Genomic DNA, 19,070 nt, shown 5'->3' with positions numbered 1-19,070 from the left:
TCCCGCCCCCGGACGGGTGTCGAACGGGCTCTGGGCCGGGTTCGGTTCGCCCCGCCGTCCCTGCCTTTCCCGCCTCTCGTCGGTGGGACGATCGTCTGATCCGATCGGGGGATCCGTTCGCCGCGCTCCGCCGGGATCGTCGCAGAGCGTCAACTAGGCTCTGACAGAACCTGGGCCCCGGCGGCCCGTGTGCGCAGTGGGACGGAGTGCGCCCGTGACCGATCAGGCGGTGGACACAGACGGCGGCGTGCGGTCGGGCAGCGCCCCGGGTCCCGTGGTCGGCCACGGTCAGTTCCTCGGCCGCACACGGGAGCTGAAGGAACTCCGCGCCGACATCGAGCGCGCGGGCCTGGACACCCTCGCCGGACGCAAGACGCCCCGCGCCCGGGTGCTGCTCGTCGCCGGCCGCCCCGGGTACGGCCGCACCGCGCTCGCCGAGGAACTGGTGCGCCAGGTGGCGGACAGTTACCCGGACGGTGTGCTGCGCGCCCGGCTCAGTGAGCCCGACGGCACCCCCGTTCCCACCGAGCGCACCGCCCGCGAGCTGCTGACCGCCCTCGCCCTGCCCACCCCGCCCGGCGCCGACGAGGACGAGCTCGGTCAGGCGGTGCGGGCGGCCCTCGCGGAGCGCCGTGCGCTGCTGCTGCTCGACGACGCGGTGTCCGCCGAACAGGTGGACGCGGTGCTGCCGGACACCCCCGACTGCCTCGTCGTCGCCGTCGCGAAAGGCCCGCTGACCGGCATCGCGGACGTACGCCCCTGCACCCTCGGCGGCCTCGACACCAAGGCCGCCCTGGAGCTCGTCACCCGGTACGCCGGCTCCGTACGCGTCACCGTTGACCCGCGTGCCGCCGAGGGGCTCGTCGAGGAGTGCGCGGGCCAGCCCGCCGCGCTCGTCCTCGCCGGGGGCTGGCTCGCCGCCCACCCCCAGGCCGGCGTCGCCGACCTCGCCCGGCACCTGCGTACCGGCGCCGACGACGGGCCGCCCCTCGCCCGTACCTTCCGGCTCTCCTACGAGGCACTGTCGGACCCCGCCCAGCGGATGCTGCGGCTGCTCTGCCTGGCCCCCGCCGGCCTGCCCGACCCGCATACCGCCGCCGCGCTGGCCGGCTGCCCGGTGGACACCGCCGGCACCGTCCTCGACGTTCTCACGGAGCGCGGCTTCCTGCGGTGCCTCGCGGGGCCGCTGCCGCAGTACGAGGTCCCGGGCTGCCTGCTGCCCCTGCTGCGCGGGCTCGCCGAGCGTCACGACCGCCCGGCCGAGCTGCAGCTGGCCCGCGCCCGGATGCTGGAGCGGACGGTGCGGCTGCTGCGGTCCAGCCGGCTGATCACCGAGACCGACAGCCCCGAGGCCCGCGAGAAGCTCGCCGCACTGCCCCGCGACCTGCGCTTCGCGAGTCCCCGCGCGGCCGAGGACTGGCTGCGCCTGCGGCAGCCCGCGCTGCTGGCGTCGGCCCGGCTGGCGGTCGCCGACGGTGAGCTGGACACCCTCGCCCGGCGCCTGATGGCCGCGCTGGTGCGGGCCCTCGTCGCCCACTTCGGCACCCGGGCCGCCGCGCCCGAGCTGTACGGCATCCACCGGCTCGTTCTCGATGTCGCCGAGCGCCGCGGCCTGCACCGCGAGAAAGCGGCGGCCCTGCTGAACCTCGCCGACGTGGACGCCCGGACCGGACGTACCAGGGAGGCGCTGGCCCGCTACCGGGCCGCGGTGGACGCCGGGCGGGCCGGCGACGACCCGTATGCGACCGGCCGCGCGATGGAATCCGTAGGCGGCGCCCACCAGGAGCTCGGCGACTTCGACCGGGCAGCCGACTGGTACGCCAGGGCCCTGGCCCATCGCCTCGCCCGCGACGAGCGCGCGGAGGCCGCCCGCCTGTACGGCCGCCTCGCCACCGTCCAGACCTACGCGGGCCGCTACGGCGAGGCGCAGCGCAACTGGAGCGCGGCGATCGCCATGCACCGCAGGAGCGGCGATGTGGCCGCGCACGCCCGGGCGTTGAGCGAACTGGCCCGCGTCCAGGAGTACGCCGGCCGTCCCGAGGAGTCGCTGCGCACCTGCGAGGAGGCCGTCGAGTGGGCGCGGCAGGCCGACGACACGCGGCTGCAGGCGGCGCTCCGGCTCCGGGTCGCCGACACCCTGGAGCGGCTCGGCGACCCGGCGGCGGCCTTCCTGCACCGGTCGGCGGCCGAGCGCATGCTGGGAGAGGGGCCCCAGGAGAGCCCACCGACCTGGGAACACACTGCTAACGCCTACGAAATCCGCAGTACACCCGCTGAAGATTAATGCAATGAAAGGCTAGACAGCGGGAACACCTTCATTAGACTGGCTCTGCCGCACGTTCTCCGGCGGTGTCTCCCGGTATGCCCTGTGCGCCCGGGTATCTCTAGCAATGCCCCCACATTCCCTGAGCCAAGGACCGTGATCGACGTGAAGGTCGGCATCCCCCGCGAGGTCAAGAACAACGAGTTCCGGGTGGCCATCACCCCCGCCGGCGTGCACGAACTGGTGCGCCACGGCCACCAGGTCGTCGTCGAGCGGAACGCCGGTGTCGGCTCCTCGATCCCCGACGAGGAGTACGTCGCCGCAGGCGCGCAGATCCTGGACACCGCCGACGAGGTGTGGGCCGCCGCCGACCTGCTGCTGAAGGTCAAGGAGCCCATCGCCGAGGAGTACCACCGCCTCCGCAAGGACCAGACGCTCTTCACCTACCTGCACCTGGCCGCCTCCAAGGAGTGCACGGACGCGCTGCTGGAGTCCGGCACCACGGCGATCGCCTACGAGACGGTCGAGCTGCCGAACCGCGCGCTCCCGCTGCTTGCCCCCATGTCCGAGGTCGCGGGCCGGCTGGCCCCGCAGGTCGGCGCCTATCACCTCATGGCCAAGAACGGCGGCCGCGGCGTGCTGCCCGGCGGCGTCCCGGGCGTGCCCGCCGCCAAGGCCGTCGTCATCGGCGGCGGCGTGTCGGGCTGGAACGCCGCGCAGATCGCCATCGGCATGGGCTTCCACGTCACCCTGCTCGACAAGGACATCAACAAGCTCAAGGAAGCCGACAAGATCTTCGGCACCAAGATCCAGACCGTCGTCTCCAACGCCTTCGAGCTGGAGAAGGCGTGCCTGGACGCCGACCTCGTCATCGGCGCCGTCCTCATCCCGGGCGCCAAGGCACCGAAGCTGGTCACCAACGAGCTGGTCTCCCGCATGAAGCCCGGAAGTGTCCTTGTCGACATCGCGATCGACCAGGGCGGCTGCTTCGAGGACTCCCGGCCGACCACCCACGCCGAGCCGACCTTCAGGGTGCACGAGTCGGTCTTCTACTGCGTCGCCAACATGCCCGGCGCCGTCCCCAACACCTCCACCTACGCGCTCACCAACGCCACGCTGCCCTACATCGTGGAACTCGCCAACCGCGGCTGGGTCGAGGCGCTGCGCCGCGACCCCGCGCTGGCCAGGGGCCTCAACACCCATGACGGCAAGGTGGTTTACAAGGAGGTCGCCGAGGCACACGGCCTGGAGCACGTCGAGCTGGAATCCCTGCTCGGCTAGCGCCCGACGGCAGACCGGCCACCGGACCGGTTCGATTTCCCGTGCCCACAAGGCGATAGGTCAACACGCCTCGTCAACACCGCTCATCCGGCCGGACCTTGCCCGACAAGGTCCGGCCGGATGTGTGTATGGTCACTTTGGCGACACTCGTTCAAGTCGCCTCGAACGCAACCCTTCCACCGTTTCGCACACCGGTGAAACCGGGCGAACGACGCCCGGACGCCCTTGACAGCGGGATGTTTCATTGCCGACACATCGATCCGGGTCCGGCGGATTGTGTTGCTGCGGACCGCCGACACGCCATAGAGTCGCCAACCGTCGGCATGGTGCCACGCTGACCTGTCTAGAAGTTTCCTGGTCACCAAGGAGGTAAGACGACTTGTGAATGAGTCGACATTTACTCCCGGGGGTGGTCAACCAGGAATGCCTGCGCGGGGCTCGGGCCCCACGGGGCTCGAGGCTGTCGGCTCCGTCGCTGTCCGTACCTTCGCAGCCCACCAGAGCCAGCGCCCCCACATGGCTCAGACAGCACACCAGAGCATGGATGGCCAACACGTGAACGCCATGGCCGGCGACGGAAGTGGCGGGGTCCACAACCACTTCGCCGACTACGAAGAGCTGCCCGACGGGCACTTCTACGACCCCGACGCCGAATACGAGCCCGATCCCGAGTACGCGGCCACGCTCGCGCCCGACGCGGCCCGCCAGCGCCGCGAGCGCATCGGCCCCACCGGCCGTCCGCTGCCGTACTTCCCGATCCCCGGACCGCTGACCAACCACGGCCCGGCCACCATCATCGCGATGTGCAACCAGAAGGGCGGCGTAGGCAAGACCACGTCGACCATCAACCTGGGTGCCGCGCTCGCGGAGTACGGCCGCCGGGTGCTGCTCGTCGACTTCGACCCGCAGGGCGCGCTCTCCGTGGGCCTCGGCGTGAACCCCATGGAGCTGGACCTCACCGTCTACAACCTGCTCATGGAGCGGGGCATGTCCGCGGACGAGGTCCTGCTGAAGACCGCGGTCCCCAACATGGACCTGCTGCCGAGCAACATCGACCTGTCGGCCGCCGAGGTCCAGCTGGTGTCGGAGGTCGCGCGCGAGTCCACGCTCCAGCGGGCGCTCAAGCCGCTGCTGCCGGACTACGACTACATCGTGATCGACTGCCAGCCCTCGCTCGGCCTGCTCACCGTGAACGCGCTCACCGCGGCGCACAAGGTGATCGTGCCGCTGGAGTGCGAGTTCTTCGCGCTGCGCGGTGTCGCGCTGCTCACCGAGACCATCGAGAAGGTCCAGGAGCGGCTCAACCCGGAGCTCGAACTCGACGGCATCCTCGCCACGATGTACGACTCCCGAACCGTGCACAGCCGTGAGGTGCTCGCGCGGGTCGTCGAGGCGTTCGACGACCACGTCTACCACACGGTGATCGGCCGGACCGTGCGCTTCCCGGAGACCACGGTCGCCGGTGAGCCGATCACCACGTACGCCTCCAACTCCGTCGGTGCCGCCGCCTACCGCCAGCTCGCCAGGGAGGTGCTCGCCCGGTGTCACGCCGAGTGAGTCTGCCTGGGGCCGACGAACTGTTCCGTACCACCGGGGGAATGGCGCTCCAGGCGTCCACTCCCAGGCGCCAGGCCAACGGCGAGGCCCGGGTGCCGGCTCCCGCGGGCGAGAGCGACCCGGCCGCCCCGGCGGAGGACGCACCGCCGTCGGTGCCCGTGCAGGGCGGCGACGGCGAGGGCGACGAGCACGTTGCGGCGGATGTCACGGAGGCGGGGGCCGGGGAGTCCCGTGCCCGCTCCGCCACCGCGGAGCGGAGCACGCGACGTGGCGCGGTGGCGCAGGAAGGTTCTGCCGGATCCGCTGCCGCATCCGCCGGGCCTGCCTCCGCGGCCCAGCCGCGCAAGCGGGGGCGTGCGGCCGGGCGGCGGCCCAGCGGGCGGGAGCGGCACGACGAGAAGATCACCGTGTACGTGTCCGCTGAGGAGCTGATGGACCTGGAGCACGCGCGGCTGGTGCTCCGCGGCGAGCACGGGCTCGCGGTGGACCGCGGACGGATCGTGCGGGAGGCCGTCGCCGTGGTGCTGGCGGATCTGGAGTCCCGGGGGGACGCGAGCATTCTCGTACGTCGGCTCCGGGGGCGGTAAGAGGTAGCCTGCGACGGCTATGACCTCGAACGAATCCGGCTCCGCCGGGCGCCGCCGGGTGCTGGGGCTGGGCCCCGGGGCCGCGGCGCCGCCTGCTCCGGTCGAGGCGGAGAGCCTGTCGGTGGCCGAGGAGGATTCTTCGCCTGACGCCGGTGGGCGCGACGGCGGCGGGGCCGAGCCCGTACCGCCCGCCGTGGACCCCGACCCCCGGCCCGAACCGGAACCCGCGTCCGAAGGGCCTCGGGCCGCCGAACCCCCGGCGGAACCCGGTGACGGAGTCTTCAAGGTCCGGCTCGACAACTTCGAGGGCCCCTTCGATCTGCTCCTCCAGTTGATCTCCAAGCACAAGCTCGACGTCACCGAGGTCGCCCTGTCCAAGGTGACCGACGAGTTCATGGCGCACATCCGGGCCATGGGGCCGGACTGGGACCTCGACCAGACCACCGAGTTCCTCGTCGTCGCCGCCACGCTGCTCGACCTCAAGGCCGCGCGGCTGCTGCCCGCGGCCGAGGTCGAGGACGAGGCCGACCTCGCGTTGCTCGAAGCCCGGGACCTGCTGTTCGCGCGGCTGCTGCAGTACCGGGCGTACAAACAGATCGCGGAGATCTTCAACCGGAGGACGGAGGAAGAAGCCCGGCGCCACCCACGGACCGTGGGCCTCGAGCCCCACCACGCCGAGCTGCTCCCCGAAGTCGTCATCAGCATCGGCCCGGAGGGCTTCGCCAAGCTCGCCGTCAAGGCGATGCAGCCCAAGCCCAAGCCCCAGGTGTACGTCGACCACATCCACGCCCCGCTCGTCAGCGTGCAGGAGCAGGCCGGGATCGTCGTGGCACGGCTGAGGGAGCTCAAAGAGGCCAGCTTCCGCACACTGGTCGAGGACACCGACGACACCCTCACCGTCGTCGCCCGCTTCCTCGCCCTGCTGGAGCTGTACCGGGAGAAGGCCGTGGCGCTGGAGCAGGAGGCCGCCCTCGGTGAGCTGATCGTGCGCTGGACGGGCGGCGACGGGGACGAGACCCCGATGGTCACCGACGAGTTCGACCGGCCGCCCGAGGAGGCCAAGCAGCCCCAACAGGAGGAGAAGGCGTGAGCGAGGACACCATCGACGTACCGGCCGGGCTGAACACGGTCGCCGGCCTCGACCTCAAGCCCGCCCTTGAGGCCGTCCTCATGGTCGTGGACGAGCCCGCCACCGAGGAGCACCTGGCCAAGATCCTTGAGCGCCCCCGCAGGCAGATCGCCGACGCCCTGCGCGAGCTCGCCGACGAGTACACCGTGCAGGGCCGCGGCTTCGAGCTGCGGTTCGTCGCGGGCGGCTGGCGCTTCTACACCCGCGCCGCGTACGCGCCCGCCGTGGAGCGGTTCGTGCTCGACGGGCAGCAGGCCCGCCTCACCCAGGCCGCCCTGGAGACCCTGGCCGTGGTCGCGTACCGCCAGCCGGTCAGCCGCAGCCGTGTCTCCGCGGTGCGCGGGGTGAACTGCGACGGTGTCATGCGCACCCTGCTCCAGCGCGGTCTCGTCGAGGAGGCGGGCACGGAACCCGAAACAGGTGCGATCCTGTACAGGACGACGAACTACTTCCTGGAGCGGATGGGCCTGCGCGGCCTGGACGAGCTTCCGGAGCTCGCGCCCTTCCTCCCGGAGGCGGAGGCGATCGAGGCCGAGACCCAGGAGGGCGTACCGTCGTTCGACCCGGACGCTCCCGATGCTCCGGACGCAGACGACGATCACACGACGAAGACGACGACGGAACTTTGATGCGAAGCAGCGGCAGCGGCAAGAGCGGCGGGCGCGGTAACCACCGCGGTGCCGGCAACAACAGGGACCAGAAGCAGGGGCAGGGCCGCCCCCGCAAGCCCCGCCCCGAGGAGCGCCGCTACGACGTCGGCCCGGGCGCCACGAAGGACGGCCCGAAGTCCGGGCGCGGCGGCGCGGCCCGCGGCGGCGCCAAGGGCGGCCCCAAGCAGCCCCAGCAGCCCCAGCAGCGGGGCGGGCGCGATCGTACGGCCCCGGCGCGCCCGCGCGAGTACGAGGCGCAGATCGAGGAGCGCAACCGGGCGCGGTACGCCGGGAAGAAGGACATCAAGCTGCCCAAGACCTTCCCGGGCGCCGAGCAGGAGGGCGAGCGCCTGCAGAAGGTGCTCGCGCGCGCCGGCTACGGCTCCCGGCGGGCCTGCGAGGAGCTGATCGAGCAGGCCAGGGTCGAGGTCAACGGCGAGATCGTCACCGAGCAGGGCCTGCGGGTCGATCCGGAGAAGGACGAGATCAGGGTCGACGGGCTGACCGTGGCCACGCAGTCGTACCAGTTCTTCTCGCTCAACAAGCCGGCCGGTGTCGTCTCCACGATGGAGGACCCGGAGGGCCGCCAGTGCCTCGGCGACTACGTCACCAACCGGGAGACCCGGCTCTTCCACGTCGGACGGCTCGACACCGAGACCGAGGGCGTCATCCTGCTCACCAACCACGGCGAGCTGGCGCACCGGCTGACCCACCCCAAGTACGGCGTGAAGAAGACCTACCTCGCGCACATCGTGGGCCCGATCCCGCGCGACCTCGGCAAGCGGCTGAAGGAGGGCGTCCCGCTGGAGGACGGGTACGCGCGCGCGGACCACTTCCGGGTGGTCGAGCAGACCGGCAAGAACTACCTCGTCGAGGTGACGCTGCACGAGGGCCGCAAGCACATTGTGCGGCGCATGCTCGCGGAAGTCGGGTTCCCTGTGGACAAGCTGGTGCGGACGGCCTTCGGCCCGATCACGCTGGGGGACCAGAAGTCCGGGTGGCTTCGGCGGTTGTCCAACACGGAGGTCGGGATGCTGATGAGGGAAGTCGATCTCTAACGCCTGAGAGCTCGGGTCCTGCTGCCGGTTGGCGAATGCGGGCTCGTCGCGGTTGATCGCGCAGTTCCCCGCGCCCCTTTGGGGCGCGGGGGTGCCCTACGCTGGTGAGCAGACCTTTTCGTAGATCAGCAAGGAGCACCACCGTGGCGGTACGAGCGGTCCGTGGCGCCGTTCAGCTCGAGCGGGACGAGGCCGGGCACATGGACGAGCAGGTCGGTGCCCTGCTCACCGCCATCCTGGAGCGCAACGGGCTGACCACCGACGACCTGATCAGCATCTGGTTCACGGCCACACCCGACCTGCACAGCGACTTCCCGGCGGCCGCCGCCCGCAAGCTCGGCATCGTCGACGTACCGCTGATCTGCGCCCAGGAACTGGACATCGAGGGCGCGATGCCCCGGGTCGTCCGCATCCTCGCCCACATCGAGTCCGACAAGCCGCGCTCCGAGATCGCGCACGTCTACCTCGGTGCCGCCGCCGCCCTTCGCAAGGACATCGCCCAGTGAGGACCGCACTCGTCATCGGTACGGGGCTGATCGGCACGTCCGCGGCCCTGGCGCTCGCCGCCCGCGGGGTCACCGTGCACCTCGCCGACCACGACCCCGAGCAGGCCCGTACGGCCGCCGCGCTCGGCGCGGGCACCGACGAGGCGCCCGAGGGCCCGGTCGACCTGGTGATCGTCGCCGCCCCGCCCGCCCATGTGGCCGCCGCGCTCGCCGACGCCATGCGGCGCGGCCTCGGGCGCGGCTACCTCGACGTGGCCAGCGTCAAGGGCGGACCGCGCCGCGAGCTGGAGGCCCTCGGCCTGGACCTGGCCTCGTACATCGGCACCCACCCCATGTCCGGACGGGAGAAGTCCGGCCCGCTGGCGGCCAGTGGCGACCTGTTCGAGGGCCGACCCTGGGTGCTCACCCCGACCCGGGACACCGACACCGAGGTGCTGAACCTCGCCCTGGAGCTGGTCTCGCACTGCCGTGCCGTGCCGGTCGTCATGGACGCCGACGCCCACGACCGGGCCGTCGCGCTCGTCTCGCACATGCCCCACCTGGTGTCCAGCATGGTCGCCGCGCGCCTGGAGCACGCCGAGGAGGCGGCCGTGCGGCTGTGCGGGCAGGGCATCCGGGATGTGACCCGGATCGCGGCCTCCGACCCCCGTATGTGGATCGACATCCTGTCCGCCAACCCGGGCCCGGTCGCCGATCTGCTCTCCGAGGTCGCCGCCGACCTCGACGAGACCGTCCAGGCCCTGCGGGCCCTGCAGTCCTCCGACGACGCCAAGCGGCGTGAGGGCGCCGAGGGCATCGAGGACGTGCTGCGACGCGGAAACGCCGGGCAGGTCCGGGTGCCCGGCAAGCACGGCAGCGCCCCGCGCGCGTACGAGACCGTGGCCGTCCTCATCGACGACCAGCCCGGCCAGCTGGCCCGTATCTTCGCGGACGCGGGCAGGGCCGGGATCAACATCGAGGACGTCCGCATCGAGCACGCGACGGGGCAGCAGGCCGGCCTGGTGCAGCTCATGGTCGAACAGACGGCCGCCCCGGTGCTGAGCGCCGCGTTGCGGGAGCGCGGCTGGGTGATCAGGCAGTAGGGCGGGCGTACGACCGGTCACGGGTCCGTGCCGGGCGCTGCCCCGCCCAGGTGCGGGGAAGGCCCGGCATACCGGGCCCGGCGAGCCAGTAACCTTGTGCGGGGCGCTTCCAGGCCCGCGCCCCGCCCACACATCCGCCACACCGCACCAGGAAGGTGTTCCCACCGTGGAAAACGGCGCCGCCCGGACCGCCCCGGCAGTGATTGTCGCCATCGACGGCCCCGCTGGCACGGGCAAGTCGAGCACCTCGAAGGCCGTGGCCGCACAGCTCGGGCTGAGCTACCTGGACACCGGCGCCCAGTACCGGGCGATCACCTGGTGGATGGTGAACAACGGCATCGACATAACGGACCCCACCGCGATCGCGGCCGTGGCGGGCAAGCCGGAGATCGTCTCCGGCACCGACCCGAAGGCCCCCACCATCACCGTGGACGGCGCGGACGTCTCCGGCCCGATCCGCACCCCGGAGGTCTCCTCCAAGGTCAGCGCGGTCAGCGCGGTGCCCGAGGTGCGGGCCCGGATCACCGAGCTGCAGCGCTCGATCGCCGCCTCCGCCGAGAACGGCATCGTCGTCGAGGGCCGTGACATCGGTACCACCGTGCTGCCCGACGCCGACCTGAAGATCTTCCTCACCGCCTCCCCGGAGGCGCGCGCCGCCCGCCGCAACGGCGAGTTGAAGGGCGCGGACCTGCACGCCACCCGTGAGGCGCTGATCAAGCGGGACGCGGCCGACTCCAGCCGCAGGACGTCCCCGCTCGCCAAGGCGGACGACGCGGTCGAGGTGGACACCACCGACCTCACTCTCCAGCAGGTCATCGAGTGCGTCGTCACCCTCGTCGAGGAGAAGCGGGCCGGGAAGTGACCGAGGCTCCTTCGCTGCTCGGCGCCGAGGTGGGGCGGCGTATCGGCGTCGCGCTGATGTACGGGCTGTGGAAGCCGCGCGTGCTCGGCGCCTGGAAGGTGCCCGCGAGCGGCCCGGTGATCCTCGCCGTGAACCACTCCCACAACATCGACGGGCCCATGGTCATGGGCGTGGCGCCCCGGCCGACGCACTTCCTGATCAAGAAGGAGGCGTTCGTCGGCCCGCTCGGCCCGTTCCTGAGCGGGATCGGCCAGCTGAAGGTGGACCGCACGGCCACCGACCGCACGGCCATCACCCGGGCGCTCGGCGTGCTCGAGAACGGGGGAGTCCTCGGCATCTTCCCCGAGGGCACCCGCGGCGAGGGCGACTTCGCCTCGCTGCGCGCCGGGCTCGCCTACTTCGCGGTCCGCAGCGGGGCGCCGATCGTTCCGGTCGCGGTACTGGGAAGTTCCGAGCGGAGCAGTCGGTTGACACAGGGGCTGCCCCCGCTGCGCAGCCGTATCGATGTCGTCTTCGGCGAACCGTTCGAGGCGGGCGACGGCAGCGGGCGGCGTACGCGCAAGGCACTGGACGAGGCGACCGTGCGCATCCGGAAGCAGCTCACCGAGCACCTGGAAAACGCCAGGCGCCTTACCGGGCGCAAGAGCGAGACTTGAGTAGTGGATCACCGTGACCAGCGGTGTTCCACCGATCACCACGATGAACGAGGTACGGACTTCATGAACGACCAGATCCAGCCCGACGGCTCGGCCGAGCACGAGTACGAGCACGGGGCGCTCGGCGACGCCGAGTACGCGGAGTTCATGGAGCTCGCCGCGGAAGAGGGCTTCGACCTGGAGGACGTCGAGGGCGCCATCGAGGAGGCCGGACACGGCCCGCTGCCCGTGCTCGCCGTCGTCGGCCGCCCCAATGTCGGCAAGTCGACCCTGGTGAACCGCATCATCGGCCGCCGTGAGGCCGTGGTCGAGGACAAGCCCGGTGTCACCCGCGACCGCGTCACCTACGAGGCGGAGTGGGCGGGCCGCCGCTTCAAGGTCGTCGACACCGGCGGCTGGGAGCAGGACGTCCTCGGCATCGACGCCTCCGTGGCCGCGCAGGCCGAGTACGCGATCGAGGCCGCCGACGCGGTCGTGTTCGTCGTCGACGCCAAGGTCGGCGCCACCGACACCGACGAGGCCGTCGTCCGGCTGCTGCGCAAGGCCGGCAAGCCGGTGGTGCTGTGCGCCAACAAGGTCGACGGCCCGAGCGGCGAGGCCGACGCGGCGTACCTGTGGAACCTGGGCCTCGGTGAGCCGCATCCCGTCTCGGCGCTGCACGGCCGCGGCACCGGCGACATGCTGGACGCCGTCCTCGAGGCCCTGCCCGAAGCGCCCGCCCAGACCTTCGGTGGCGCCGGGGTCGGCGGACCGCGCCGGGTGGCCCTGATCGGCCGCCCGAACGTCGGCAAGTCCTCGCTGCTGAACAAGGTCGCGGGCGAGGAGCGCGTCGTCGTCAACGAACTCGCGGGCACCACCCGCGACCCGGTCGACGAGCTGATCGAACTCGGCGGCAAGACCTGGAAGTTCGTCGACACGGCCGGCATCCGCAAGCGGGTCCACCTCCAGCAGGGCGCCGATTACTACGCCTCGCTGCGCACCGCCGCGGCGGTCGAGAAGGCCGAGGTCGCGGTCGTCCTCATCGACGCCTCCGAGTCCATCTCCGTCCAGGACCAGCGCATCGTCACCATGGCGGTGGAGGCGGGTCGTGCGCTCGTCCTCGCCTTCAACAAGTGGGACACCCTCGACGAGGAGCGCCGCTACTACCTGGAGCGGGAGATCGAGACCGAGCTGGGCCAGGTCGCGTGGGCGCCGCGCGTGAACGTCTCGGCGCGCACCGGCCGCCACATGGAGAAGCTGGTCCCGGCGATCGAGACCGCCCTCGCGGGCTGGGAGACCCGGGTGCCGACGGGCCGCCTCAACGCGTTCCTCGGCGAGCTCGTCGCCGCGCACCCGCACCCCGTCCGGGGCGGCAAGCAGCCGCGCATCCTCTTCGGTACGCAGGCGGGCACCAAGCCGCCGCGGTTCGTGCTCTTCGCCTCCGGCTTCATCGAGGCGGGCTACCGCCGCTTCATCGAGCGGCGGCTGCGCGAGGAGTTCGGCTTCGAGGGGGCGCCGATCCACATCTCGGTCCGTGTGCGCGAGAAGCGCAGCAAGAAGAAGTGACCGACAGGAAGCGACAGGCGCACGACATGAAGTGACACGAGGGCCGGTCCCGCAGGGGACCGGCCCTCTTCGTGTTCCTCTGTTCTGCCGCCGCGTTCACAGTCCCCTGCGTGGTGCGGGCGGCAGCGCCGGGACGTGGTGCATGCCCCGCGCGTGCCGCGCCACCTGCTGCCAGACCGTGGCCGCCGAGGCCGTATGGCCGTACTGGGCGGTCAGGCGCCCGGTCCCGTGCTGGGGGGACGCGGAGAAGGCGGTGAAGCCCAGCTCCTCCTCGCCACTGCGGTCGCCCGGGCATGCCCGGAAGGACCGGACGTACTCGGCGTAGAGCGCGTCGTAGATCGGCGTGGCGGAGGGGTCCTGGGCTGCTGCCCCGGAGCGGATCGGCTGATAGGACTGGCGGCGGGGGACGTCATATGCGTGCACGTAGGTGCCAACGACCCCGCCGCCCAAGGGATGCGCACGATTAGTCCGCTTCGTCGGCAGCGGCGGCGCCCAGGCCTCAGATGCCCGCCAGAGGCAGCGCCGCGGCCACGAGCTTGCCGTTCGCCGCTGCCCTGTCCAGCGCCTCCCGCAGCAGGTCCTCGCGTGGCTGACGCCCGATCGACCCCACCGGCGCCGCGAACATCAGGACCTGCTGGTGCTTGTTGGCGGCCGCCCGCCACCCGTCCGTCACCTGTAGCGGCTGGTGCGCCTGCCACCACGCCACCGGCTGCCCGCCGTTCGCCCCGGGCTGCAGCACCGCGTGCAGCTGGCCCACGGCGAGCAGCACCGACCAGCCGTGCAGCACCGGCGGCACCGACTCGATCGCGGTCAGCGGCATGAAGCCCTGCTCGATGAGCAGGGGCAGGAAGTCGTCGCCGATCCCGGTCGTGCCCGGGCGGGCGATCGGTGCGGTCGGCTCCACGACGAGCGCCGGGTGCAGTTCCCCGGCGATCAGGACCAGTCCGCTGGTGACACCGAGCACCGCCTGTTCGGGGACGGCCGTGCCGGCCCCCTGGTGGGCGGTGATGGAGCGGACGGCGCCCTGCAGCTGCTCCTCGGTGACCTGGACGACCTGGGAGGGCAGGCAGGTGGCGTGGGCGAAGGCGAGGACGGCCGTCTCCTCGCCGACGAACAGGACGGTGCTGGTGCGCTCCTGTTCGGAGTCGCCCGGCGTGCGGCAGGAGGTGCAGTCGTAACTGCCCGGGGTGTTGTCTCCGGCGAGCAGCCGATCGGCTTCTTCGTCGCCGATCTCGGCGCGTACGGCGTCGCTGACGTCGAGCATGCGCGGCACGGGTGGCTCCCTCGGGATGCGGTACGTGACGGTGCCGGGTGGCTCCCGGCCCATGAGCCCGGGGGTCCCCGGCTCATGAAGATGACAACGGGCGATCTGTGGCCGGAGTCACGCCCGGAGGCGAACGGAATCGAACCAACCAGCGCGCAGGGTGAGGCTCCTTGCGGAATCGGTTACTCCATGTCAACTTCCGGGATCCGGACGGGATTTGGTTCCGTGAACTGACTCACAAATCGTCGCGGTCACTGGTCGACAAATCAGGAAATCGGCGCATGAAATGGGTGGCCGGAAATCGTCGATACCTGCGGTAACAGCCAACTGGCCTGGAATGACAGCTAGTTGGTTGATTCCGGACCGCCGACCTCCTTACATTCCTCCGCCGTGTGCAACGAGCACCGCCCGGGTACGTCCACCGGCCGCGCCGCACCGCCGGCGCGCAGCACCACCTCCGGTGGACGGGGCGGAGTGCGACGACCGCGTTCCATGCGCGGGACGGCGCGCCCCGCCTTGGGGGATCCGGGTCTGTGGAGAGGGAATTACATGTCCGAATGTGCCGATAACACCCGTAAGACTCGTACGACCCGTAACTCGGCGGTCCTCGCCGGCGCGGCCCTGCTCGCCCCGCTCGGACTGCTCGCCGCGACCGGCAACGCCGCCGCGGCCGACGGTGGAGTGTGGGACCGCATCGCCCAGTGCGAAAGCGGCGGGAACTGGCACATCAACACCGGCAACGGCTACTACGGAGGACTGCAGTTCTCCGCCGGCACCTGGCGCGCGTACGGCGGCACGGCCTACGCCCCGACCGCCGACCAGGCCTCCCGTGAGGCGCAGATCGCCGTCGCCGGCAAGGTCCAGCAGGCCCAGGGCTGGGGCGCCTGGCCGGTCTGCTCGCAGCGCGCCGGAGCCTACGGCAGCGCGCCCGCCGCGTCGGGCGCCGAGGTGAGCAGCCGCTCGTCCGCGACCGCGGCCACCACCGAGTCCGCCCCCGCCAAGCAGTCGTGGAAGGCGCCCCAGCGCTCGACGGGCCACGTCAACCGCAGCGCCTCCCGCGGTGACTACACCGTGCGGCAGGGCGACACGCTCAGCGCCATCGCCGAGCGGCACGGCACCAGCTGGCAGCGGCTGTACGAGCGCAACAAGGCGGTCATCGGCGGCGACCCCGACCTGATCGTTCCCGGGCAGCGGCTCGAACTCTGACCGCGCCCGTCCCTCGGGCCCTGACGTCACAGCGGGACGTCAGGGCCCGACGCGTTCGTGTACGACCGACGGCCGTCGCTCCCCGTGGCCCTCAGACGCCGGCCCCGGACGCTGTCGCCCTTGCGGACAGGGGGTGTCCGCAAGGCCTGGCAGACTCGGGCCCATGCTGGAGACCTCGGCACGACTGCTGCGCCTGCTGTCCCTGTTCCAGACCCACCGCGAATGGTCCGGAGCCGACCTCGCCGAGCGTCTCGGCGTGAGCCCCCGTACCGTCCGCCGCGATGTGGAGCGGCTGCGCGACCTCGGCTACCCGGTCAACGCCAGTCCCGGCACCGGCGGCGGCTACCAGCTCGGTGCGGGAGCCGAGCTGCCGCCGCTGCTGCTGGACGACGACGAGGCCGTCGCCGTGGCCGTGGGGCTGCGCACGGCCGCGGGGCAGGGGATCGAGGGCATCGGCGAGAGCTCCGTTCGCGCCCTCGCCAAGCTGGAGCAGGTGCTGCCCGACCGGCTGCGCCGCCGCGTGAGCGCCCTCAACGCCTTCACCGTGCCCATGCTGCGCGGACCGGCCCCGTCCCCCGTCGACCCGGGCCTCCTCACCGAGCTGGCCCACCTGTGCCGGGACGCGGAGCGGCTGCGCTTCGAGTACCGCGATCACGACGGTGCCCCCACCCGCCGTACCGTCGAGCCCCACCGCCTGGTGTGCACCGAGCGCCGCTGGTACCTGGTCGCCTGGGACCTCGACCGCGACGACTGGCGCACCTTCCGCGTCGACCGCATCACCCCGAGGCCACCGCACGGCCCCCGCTTCACCCCGCGCACACCCCCGGCCGACGACCTGGCCGCATATGTGTCACGGGGCGTCTCCACGCGCGCGTACGCCGCGCGGGCCGTCCTGCGGCTGCTGGTGCCGCTGCAGGAGGCGGCCGAGCGCATCTCCCCGTCGGCCGGGACCCTGGAGGCGGAGAGCGAGGGCAGCTGTCTGCTGCGCACCGGGGCCCCGAGCCTGGAGGCGATGCTGGTCCATGTGATCATGACCGGCTTCGCGTTCGAGGTCGTGGAGCCCGCCGAGCTCACCGAGATCATCAGGACGGCCCGGGACCGGCTTGATGCCGCTCTGGCTCGGGCTGCGGAGCCTGACCGGCGTACAGCGGATGGTGCAGGTCGAACGCCGGGGACTCCGAGCGGATCCGGGGCAGTGTGACGAAGTTGTGCCGCGGCGGCGGGCAGGAGGTCGCCCACTCCAGGGAGCGGCCGAAACCCCACGGGTCGTCGGCCTCCACCTTCGGGCCGTACCGGCCGGTCCTCCAGACGTTGTAGAGGAACGGCAGCGTCGACAGGCCGAGCAGGAACGCGCCGATCGAGGAGACGGTGTTGAGCGCGGTGAACCCGTCGGCGGCCAGATAGTCGGCGTACCGGCGCGGCATGCCCTCCGCGCCCAGCCAGTGCTGCACCAGGAAGGTGGTGTGGAAGCCGGTGAACAGCGTCCAGAAGTGGATCTTGCCGAGCCGTTCGTCGAGCATCCGGCCGGTGAACTTGGGCCACCAGAAGTAGAAGCCGCCGAAGGTCGCGAAGACGACCGTGCCGAAGACCACGTAGTGGAAGTGGGCAACCACGAAGTACGAGTCGGTGACATGGAAGTCCAGCGGCGGCGACGCCAGGATCACCCCGGTCAGCCCGCCGAACAGGAACGACACCAGGAAGCCGGTCGCCCACAGCATCGGCGTCTCGAACGACAGCGAGCCCCGCAGCATCGTGCCGCTCCAGTTGAAGAACTTCACCCCCGTCGGCACCGCGATCATGAACGACATGAACGAGAAGTACGGCAGCAGCACCGCCTGCGTGGCGAACATGTGGTGCGCCCAGACGACGATCGACAGACCCGTGATCGCCATCGTGGCGCCGACCAGCGTGAGGTAGCCGAAGATCGGTTTCCGGCTGAAGACCGGGATGATCTCCGTGATGATCCCGAAGAACGGCAGCGCGATGATGTAGACCTCGGGATGGCCGAAGAACCAGAACAGGTGCTGCCACAGGATGGCGCCGCCGTCCGCGGACTCGAACACCTGCGAGCCGAACCGCCGGTCCGCCTCCAGGACCAGCAGCGCCGCCGCCAGCACCGGGAACGCCATCAGGATGAGGATCGACGTGAACAGCGTGTTCCAGGTGAAGATCGACATTCGGAACATCGTCATCCCCGGCGCGCGCATCCCGACGATCGTCGTCAGGAAGTTCACCGCGCCGAGGATCGTGCCGAAACCGGCCAGCGCCAGCCCGAGGATCCACATGTCGGCGCCGATGCCCGGCGTGTGCTGGTGGCTGTTGAGCGGGGCGTAGGCGAACCAGCCGAAGTCGGCGGCACCGTCCGGCGTCAGCAGCGACCCCAGCACGATCAGCCCGCCGAACAGGAACAGCCAGTAGGACAGCATGTTCAGCCTGGGGAACGCCACATCGGGGGCGCCGATCTGCAGCGGCATGATCTCGTTCGCGAAGCCCGCGAAGGTCGGGGTCGCGAACAGCAGCAGCATGATCGTCCCGTGCAGGGTGAACAGCTGGTTGTACTGGGTGTTGCTCATGATCTGCAGGCCGGGCCGGGCCAGTTCCGCGCGCATCAGCAACGCCATGACGCCGCCGATCAGGAAGAAGCCGAACGACGTGATCAGATAGAGATGGCCGATCTTCTTGTGGTCGGTGGTCGTCAGCCAGTCGACGACCAGCCGCCCGGCCCGTCTCCTCGGTACGGGCCCCGCGATCACCCGCGCCGTGTCCGTCCCCATGCTTGCCCTCTCGCTCGTCGCGCCCTGGGCCTGTCGGCGCCCGCGGCTCGGCACTCCCGCGGGCTCGCGTCATGATGCGCGCGCCGCCAACGGCGCCGACTGCAGACATACGGGGATTCTGTGCTGAAGCCGTGTGTTTCTTATGCGGAGTCAGGTGGCGCGGAGTATCCCGGAATCGGAATGGAAAGAGCGGTGGTAACTGCGCACCTGGCTTTCCGCGGGGTTATTCCGAACCCCTTCCGACGGTGGTCAAGCTAGCCCCGAATTGTGTTCGGCGGCGTGCGCGGCGCGACCAGAACCGCCCGTACGTGTGACGCCGTTGGGGCGAAACGGGTGTCGTGATCCTGTGACAGAAGCGTGATCGTAGGGGTATCTGGGGCCGCTGTGGCGTTCCGGGCTTCCACCCGGGGAGCCCGCGGCCTACGGTGGCGGCATGGCACCCCATCCCACACCTGACGCCGAACCCGAGGACTCTCCGGAGCGTTACGTCGGCCTGGAGGCCGGGCAGGCCGAGCGGCTCGCCCGTGAACGCGGCTGGCGCACCGTCCGCTCGCTGCCGCCGGGTTCGATCATCACCATGGAGTACCTCGCCGGGCGGATCAACTTCGAGGTCGAGGGCGGCAGGGTCAAGCGCTCCTGGAAGGGCTGAC

General features: G+C 71.3%; 18 protein-coding genes. 15 read left to right on the top strand and 3 right to left on the bottom strand.

Annotation, left to right across the window (positions count from 1 at the left end; all coding sequences use genetic code 11):
• The first annotated feature begins 214 nt into the window (after positions 1 to 214).
• The 12 genes from ACFYZJ_RS24210 (at position 215) to der (ending at position 13,176) form a co-directional block, all read left to right on the top strand.
• Complete coding sequence (locus ACFYZJ_RS24210; RefSeq protein ID WP_388571179.1) at positions 215 to 2,284, top strand: tetratricopeptide repeat protein; 2,070 nt, start codon at positions 215 to 217, stop codon at positions 2,282 to 2,284.
• A 135-nt stretch (positions 2,285 to 2,419) separates the two neighbouring features.
• Positions 2,420 to 3,544 (top strand): alanine dehydrogenase, encoded by a 1,125-nt coding sequence (gene ald, locus ACFYZJ_RS24205; protein WP_388571178.1) that lies wholly within the window; start codon positions 2,420 to 2,422, stop codon positions 3,542 to 3,544.
• Positions 3,545 to 3,967: 423 nt separating this feature from the next.
• Positions 3,968 to 5,101, top strand: coding sequence for a ParA family protein (locus tag ACFYZJ_RS24200; protein ID WP_388571176.1), 1,134 nt, complete (start codon positions 3,968 to 3,970; stop codon positions 5,099 to 5,101).
• Positions 5,086 to 5,688: a hypothetical protein gene (locus ACFYZJ_RS24195; protein WP_388571174.1), complete on the top strand. Its 603-nt coding sequence runs from the start codon at positions 5,086 to 5,088 to the stop codon at positions 5,686 to 5,688. Before ACFYZJ_RS24200 ends, ACFYZJ_RS24195 begins: the two co-directional genes overlap by 16 nt.
• Positions 5,689 to 5,707: 19 nt before the next feature.
• Positions 5,708 to 6,778 carry a segregation and condensation protein A gene (locus ACFYZJ_RS24190; protein ID WP_388571172.1) on the top strand — a complete coding sequence of 357 codons (1,071 nt, stop codon included), beginning with the start codon at positions 5,708 to 5,710 and terminating at the stop codon, positions 6,776 to 6,778.
• Positions 6,775 to 7,446: an SMC-Scp complex subunit ScpB gene (scpB, locus tag ACFYZJ_RS24185; RefSeq protein ID WP_388571171.1), complete on the top strand. Its 672-nt coding sequence runs from the start codon at positions 6,775 to 6,777 to the stop codon at positions 7,444 to 7,446. The genes ACFYZJ_RS24190 and scpB overlap by 4 nt, the downstream gene beginning before the upstream one ends.
• Positions 7,446 to 8,525, top strand: coding sequence for a pseudouridine synthase (locus ACFYZJ_RS24180; RefSeq protein ID WP_388571170.1), 1,080 nt, complete (start codon positions 7,446 to 7,448; stop codon positions 8,523 to 8,525). Before scpB ends, ACFYZJ_RS24180 begins: the two co-directional genes overlap by 1 nt.
• 143 nt (positions 8,526 to 8,668) lie before the next feature.
• A complete protein-coding gene (gene aroH / locus ACFYZJ_RS24175; protein WP_388571168.1) occupies positions 8,669 to 9,031 on the top strand; it encodes a chorismate mutase in 363 nt (120 codons plus the stop codon).
• The gene (locus ACFYZJ_RS24170) at positions 9,028 to 10,113 is read left to right on the top strand and encodes a prephenate dehydrogenase (RefSeq protein ID WP_388571166.1); all 1,086 of its coding nucleotides are present in this window, start codon (positions 9,028 to 9,030) and stop codon (positions 10,111 to 10,113) included. Before aroH ends, ACFYZJ_RS24170 begins: the two co-directional genes overlap by 4 nt.
• 166 nt (positions 10,114 to 10,279) lie before the next feature.
• The gene (gene cmk / locus ACFYZJ_RS24165; protein WP_388571165.1) at positions 10,280 to 10,975 is read left to right on the top strand and encodes a (d)CMP kinase; all 696 of its coding nucleotides are present in this window, start codon (positions 10,280 to 10,282) and stop codon (positions 10,973 to 10,975) included.
• On the top strand, positions 10,972 to 11,631 hold the full coding sequence (locus ACFYZJ_RS24160) for a lysophospholipid acyltransferase family protein (RefSeq protein ID WP_388571163.1): 660 nt from the start codon (positions 10,972 to 10,974) through the stop codon (positions 11,629 to 11,631). The genes cmk and ACFYZJ_RS24160 overlap by 4 nt, the downstream gene beginning before the upstream one ends.
• A 63-nt stretch (positions 11,632 to 11,694) precedes the next feature.
• Complete coding sequence (gene der / locus ACFYZJ_RS24155) at positions 11,695 to 13,176, top strand: ribosome biogenesis GTPase Der (protein WP_388571162.1); 1,482 nt, start codon at positions 11,695 to 11,697, stop codon at positions 13,174 to 13,176.
• 96 nt (positions 13,177 to 13,272) lie between these two features.
• Here der and ACFYZJ_RS24150 read toward each other — a convergent pair whose 3' ends face one another.
• Both ACFYZJ_RS24150 and ACFYZJ_RS24145 read right to left on the bottom strand, forming a co-directional pair.
• Positions 13,273 to 13,599, bottom strand: coding sequence for a hypothetical protein (locus ACFYZJ_RS24150; RefSeq protein WP_388571161.1), 327 nt, complete (start codon positions 13,597 to 13,599; stop codon positions 13,273 to 13,275).
• Positions 13,600 to 13,675: 76 nt separating this feature from the next.
• Complete coding sequence (locus ACFYZJ_RS24145) at positions 13,676 to 14,449, bottom strand: hypothetical protein (protein ID WP_388571159.1); 774 nt, start codon at positions 14,447 to 14,449, stop codon at positions 13,676 to 13,678.
• Between the two features lie 540 nt (positions 14,450 to 14,989).
• Between ACFYZJ_RS24145 and ACFYZJ_RS24140 the strand changes: the two genes are divergently transcribed.
• Positions 14,990 to 15,646 (top strand): transglycosylase family protein, encoded by a 657-nt coding sequence (locus tag ACFYZJ_RS24140; protein ID WP_388571158.1) that lies wholly within the window; start codon positions 14,990 to 14,992, stop codon positions 15,644 to 15,646.
• A gap of 163 nt (positions 15,647 to 15,809) precedes the next feature.
• Positions 15,810 to 16,847 (top strand): helix-turn-helix transcriptional regulator, encoded by a 1,038-nt coding sequence (locus ACFYZJ_RS24135; RefSeq protein ID WP_388571156.1) that lies wholly within the window; start codon positions 15,810 to 15,812, stop codon positions 16,845 to 16,847.
• On the opposite strand, the gene ctaD is transcribed toward ACFYZJ_RS24135, so the two are convergent.
• On the bottom strand, positions 16,729 to 18,420 hold the full coding sequence (gene ctaD, locus ACFYZJ_RS24130) for a cytochrome c oxidase subunit I (RefSeq protein WP_388571154.1): 1,692 nt from the start codon (positions 18,418 to 18,420) through the stop codon (positions 16,729 to 16,731). The genes ACFYZJ_RS24135 and ctaD overlap by 119 nt on opposite strands.
• 433 nt (positions 18,421 to 18,853) lie before the next feature.
• On the opposite strand from ctaD, the gene ACFYZJ_RS24125 reads away from it, so the two are divergent.
• Positions 18,854 to 19,069, top strand: a complete 216-nt coding sequence (locus ACFYZJ_RS24125) for an I78 family peptidase inhibitor (protein ID WP_388571152.1) — start codon at positions 18,854 to 18,856, stop codon at positions 19,067 to 19,069.
• Position 19,070: the final 1 nt, after the last annotated feature.

Origin of the sequence: Streptomyces sp. NPDC001848, from assembly GCF_042891915.1 — a bacterium.
In the GTDB taxonomy this organism is placed as follows: Bacteria; Actinomycetota; Actinomycetes; order Streptomycetales; family Streptomycetaceae; genus Streptomyces.
Note: the sequence above shows the minus strand (reverse complement) of the source record. Positions and strands in the feature narration are given on the sequence as shown.